Source organism: Microbacterium sp. B19, assembly GCF_000333395.1.
GTDB lineage: Bacteria > Actinomycetota > Actinomycetes > Actinomycetales > Microbacteriaceae > Microbacterium.
This window is the reverse complement of record NZ_BADA01000374.1, coordinates 1-2986: the sequence shown is the minus strand read 5'-3', so window position 1 is coordinate 2986 and position 2986 is coordinate 1. Positions and strand designations below refer to the sequence as shown.

The following is a 2986-nucleotide window of genomic DNA, read 5'->3' as shown; positions in this document are numbered from 1 at the left end:
GTGCTGCTGCTCTCCGCGATGCGGCACACCGCGGCGCGGCTCGAGGCCCATGGGCGGACCGTCCGGCGCATCGCGCTCGCCGACGACCTCACGTTCCGCGCGGGCCTCGAGCGCCTGCTGGAGAAGCACGGCGTCACCGAGCTGACGTGGATGAGCGACCCCAACCGGCCGGTCGACGAGCGCATCGCGGCGATCTGCGCGGCGCACGACGTGGAAACCGACATCCTTCCGGACGGCCTGTTCTTGACCCCGGAGGACGAGGTCGACGGGTGGTTCGCGGAGCACCCCACGCCGTTGATGGAGGACTTCTATCACTGGCAGCGCCGGCGCACCGGCATCCTGATGGAGGGCGGGAAGCCCGCGGGCCGGCGCTGGAACTTCGACGCCGACAACCGCAAGCCGCTGCCGAAGAAGGGCGTCGGGATCCCGGCTCTGCCGACGCTCGCGCACGACGACATCACGGCCGCGGTCATCGCCGAGGTCGACGACCGCTTCCCCGAGCATCCCGGTGCCGCGACGGACTTCTGGCTCCCCGTCACCCCGGAGGACGCGCGTGCGTGGCTCGACGTCTTCGTCGCCGAACGCCTCGGCGACTTCGGCCGGTACGAAGACGCCATGAAGGCCGACGAGCCGTTCCTCTTCCACGCGGTCATCTCGCCGATGCTCAACATCGGGCTGCTCACCGTCGGGGAGGTGATCGCCGCCGTCACGCGGACCGCCGCCCCGCTGGCATCCGTCGAGGGGTTCGTCCGGCAGGTGATCGGCTGGCGGGAGTACATGCGCGGCATGTACCGGGCGCACCCGGAGCTCGAGCGCGTCAACGCGCTGCACCTCGAGAGACGCATCGAGAAGTACTGGTACTCGGGGGAGCGGATGCCGTCCGACCTGCCGGTGCCGGTGCGGACGGTGCTCGACCGCGTGCACCGTTGGGGGTACGCGCACCACATCGAGCGGCTGATGGTGCTCGGCAACTGGTTCCTGCTGCAGGGATACGCCCCGCGGGAGGTGAACGCGTGGTTCCTCGCGCTGTTCGTCGACGCGTACGACTGGGTGATGGTGCCCAACGTCATGGGCATGAGCCAGTTCGCCGACGGCGGGTTCGTCGCCACCAAGCCGTACGTGTCGGGTGGCGCGTACCTGCAGAAGATGGGGTCGTGGTGGCCGTCGGCTCAGGATGCCAAGGACTCGGTGTTCACCGACGCGTACTGGCAGTTCCTCGAGCGGCACGAGGACGTGCTCGCGGGCAACCACCGGCTGTCCCTCGCGCTCGCGCAGATGCGCAAGCGGAGGGATGCCGCGGGGTCGGGTCGCGAGGGCGGCGAGCGAAACTCCTGAGAAATTCGCCGGACCGCGTACTGGCGGGGGGCGAGAGCGAGAAGCAGCGGAGAACTCAGGAGTTTCGCACGCCCGCAGCCGTCAGTTCTTCAGCTTGTTCAGCGCCGAGCCCTTGTGCGCGGCGGTGGCGTCGGTCTTCTCCGACTTCACGATGTAGGCCGGCTCGTCCTCGGACGCCGTGAACTTCTGGCCGTCGTGCTGGAAGTCCTTCGTCTTCTTCTCCACGACCTCACCCTGCGTGCGGCCCTGGGGCGTGTCCCAGCTGACGCGGTCGCCCTTCGACAGATCCTTCGACATGAGATTCCTTCCGTTCGGTCTCGCCATGGTCGCGAGCCGCGCGGGAGCGGAGCCGGGGATTGACAACTACGCCGCGGCGACCGGCGGCGGCACCGGGATCCGCACCACGGCCTGCACCGCGAGATGGTCGGACGGCCAACTCGTGCCCGTCGGGCGCGGGTCGATGCCCGTCGCGCGCACGCCGACGTCGGGCGTGGCGAGGATCGCGTCGATGCGGCGAGCGCCCACGCGCGGCCTCCGGTAGTTGTTGAACGTTCCCCATTCGACGGTCCGGCGGGTGGGGGCGTACGACCACGTGTCGACGAGGCCGCTGTCGGCGAACATGCCGGCGAGCTCCGCCGAGCGGATCGGGGCGTTGACGTCGGCCGTGAACAGCAGGGGCAGCTCTTCGGCGGCGACGAGCTCGGCGAGCCAGCGGGCGGAACGTCGGCGCGCGCGGCGCGAGAACGCGTCGAAGTGGCTGTTGACGAACACGAATGGAGCGCCGGTCGCACCGTCGCGGAACCGCGCGATGACGGCGATGCGCGGAATCGTGTTGCCCCAGCCCACGGAGCCGTCGAGCGCCGGGGTATCGGAGAGGGCGACCTGCGTCCAGGCCAGGAGGTCGAGCCGGTCGCGGTCGTAGAAGACCGGCGTCCCCTCGCCGTCGCGGTCTCGCCCGCGGCCGTGGCCGATGCGGCCGTAGGTGCTCCCGAGCGACTGCTGCACCCATCGTGCTTGATCGGGTCGGGCCTCCTGCGACCCGAGGAGATGGGGCGTGTTCGCGCCGAGGAACACGCGCAGCCGCTCCTTGCGGAGTCCCCAGCGGTCCTCGGGCGGCCAGGTCAGCCGCTCGAACCGGCGGCGGATGTTGAAGCTCATGACGTGCAGGTCGGGGGCTTCGACGTTCGGGAACAGCACCCCGCCCATCAGCGCCGCCCCAGACGGCGCGCCCACCGCAGCGGCGGGATCTCCCGCGGCCAGTGCGCGAACACGGTGCCCATGCCGCGCGAGAAGCTCTTCGCGAACCGGCGCGGGCGGACGGTCCGCGAGGAGACGCGCATCTGCGCCCGCCCCGGCACGATCCGGATGCGGTGCCGCTCGCCGAGGTGGAACGCGAGGTCGAGGTCGTCGTGAACCTCGGGATTCAGGTGCACGCGGTCCCGGACCGCGATCCACGCCGTGCGTCGGAACGCCATGTTCGACCCCCACAGCGGCGCGTGCCCCAGCGCCGGGTAGGCGAAGGCGGCGTACGTGCCGAGGAACGCCCACGCCATCGGCCGTCGGCCCCGCGCGGGCCCGTCGTGGAAGACGGCGCCGGCGGTCACGGCATCCACGTCCGGGTCGGAGAGAAGGGCGGTCATGTGGGCGATCC

The 2986-nt window shown here is 70.9% G+C and carries 3 protein-coding genes and 1 pseudogene; 1 reads left to right on the top strand and 3 read right to left on the bottom strand.

Features of this window, described 5'->3' with window-relative positions; genetic code table 11:
- A partial coding sequence (locus I5G_RS22470; RefSeq protein WP_083896651.1) for a cryptochrome/photolyase family protein occupies nt 1-1335 on the top strand: 1335 nt, incomplete at its 5' end.
- A gap of 81 nt (nt 1336-1416) precedes the next feature.
- On the opposite strand, the gene I5G_RS13370 is transcribed toward I5G_RS22470, so the two are convergent.
- From I5G_RS13370 to I5G_RS26760, 3 genes and pseudogenes are all read right to left on the bottom strand, one after another.
- A complete protein-coding gene (locus tag I5G_RS13370; RefSeq protein ID WP_022879506.1) occupies nt 1417-1632 on the bottom strand; it encodes a DUF2945 domain-containing protein in 216 nt (71 codons plus the stop codon).
- 66 nt (nt 1633-1698) lie between these two features.
- Nucleotides 1699-2568 (bottom strand): endonuclease/exonuclease/phosphatase family protein, encoded by an 870-nt coding sequence (locus tag I5G_RS13365; RefSeq protein ID WP_022879505.1) that lies wholly within the window; start codon nt 2566-2568, stop codon nt 1699-1701.
- Nucleotides 2541-2986, bottom strand: a pseudogene (locus I5G_RS26760) (glycosyltransferase family 2 protein); the annotation flags it as partial. The gene I5G_RS13365 and the pseudogene I5G_RS26760, both read right to left, overlap by 28 nt.

Coding starts and splice junctions, on each gene's coding strand:
- I5G_RS13370 (WP_022879506.1), bottom strand. CDS start 1,632: ATGTCGAAGGATCTGTCGAAGGGCGACCGCGTCAGCTGGGACACGCCC.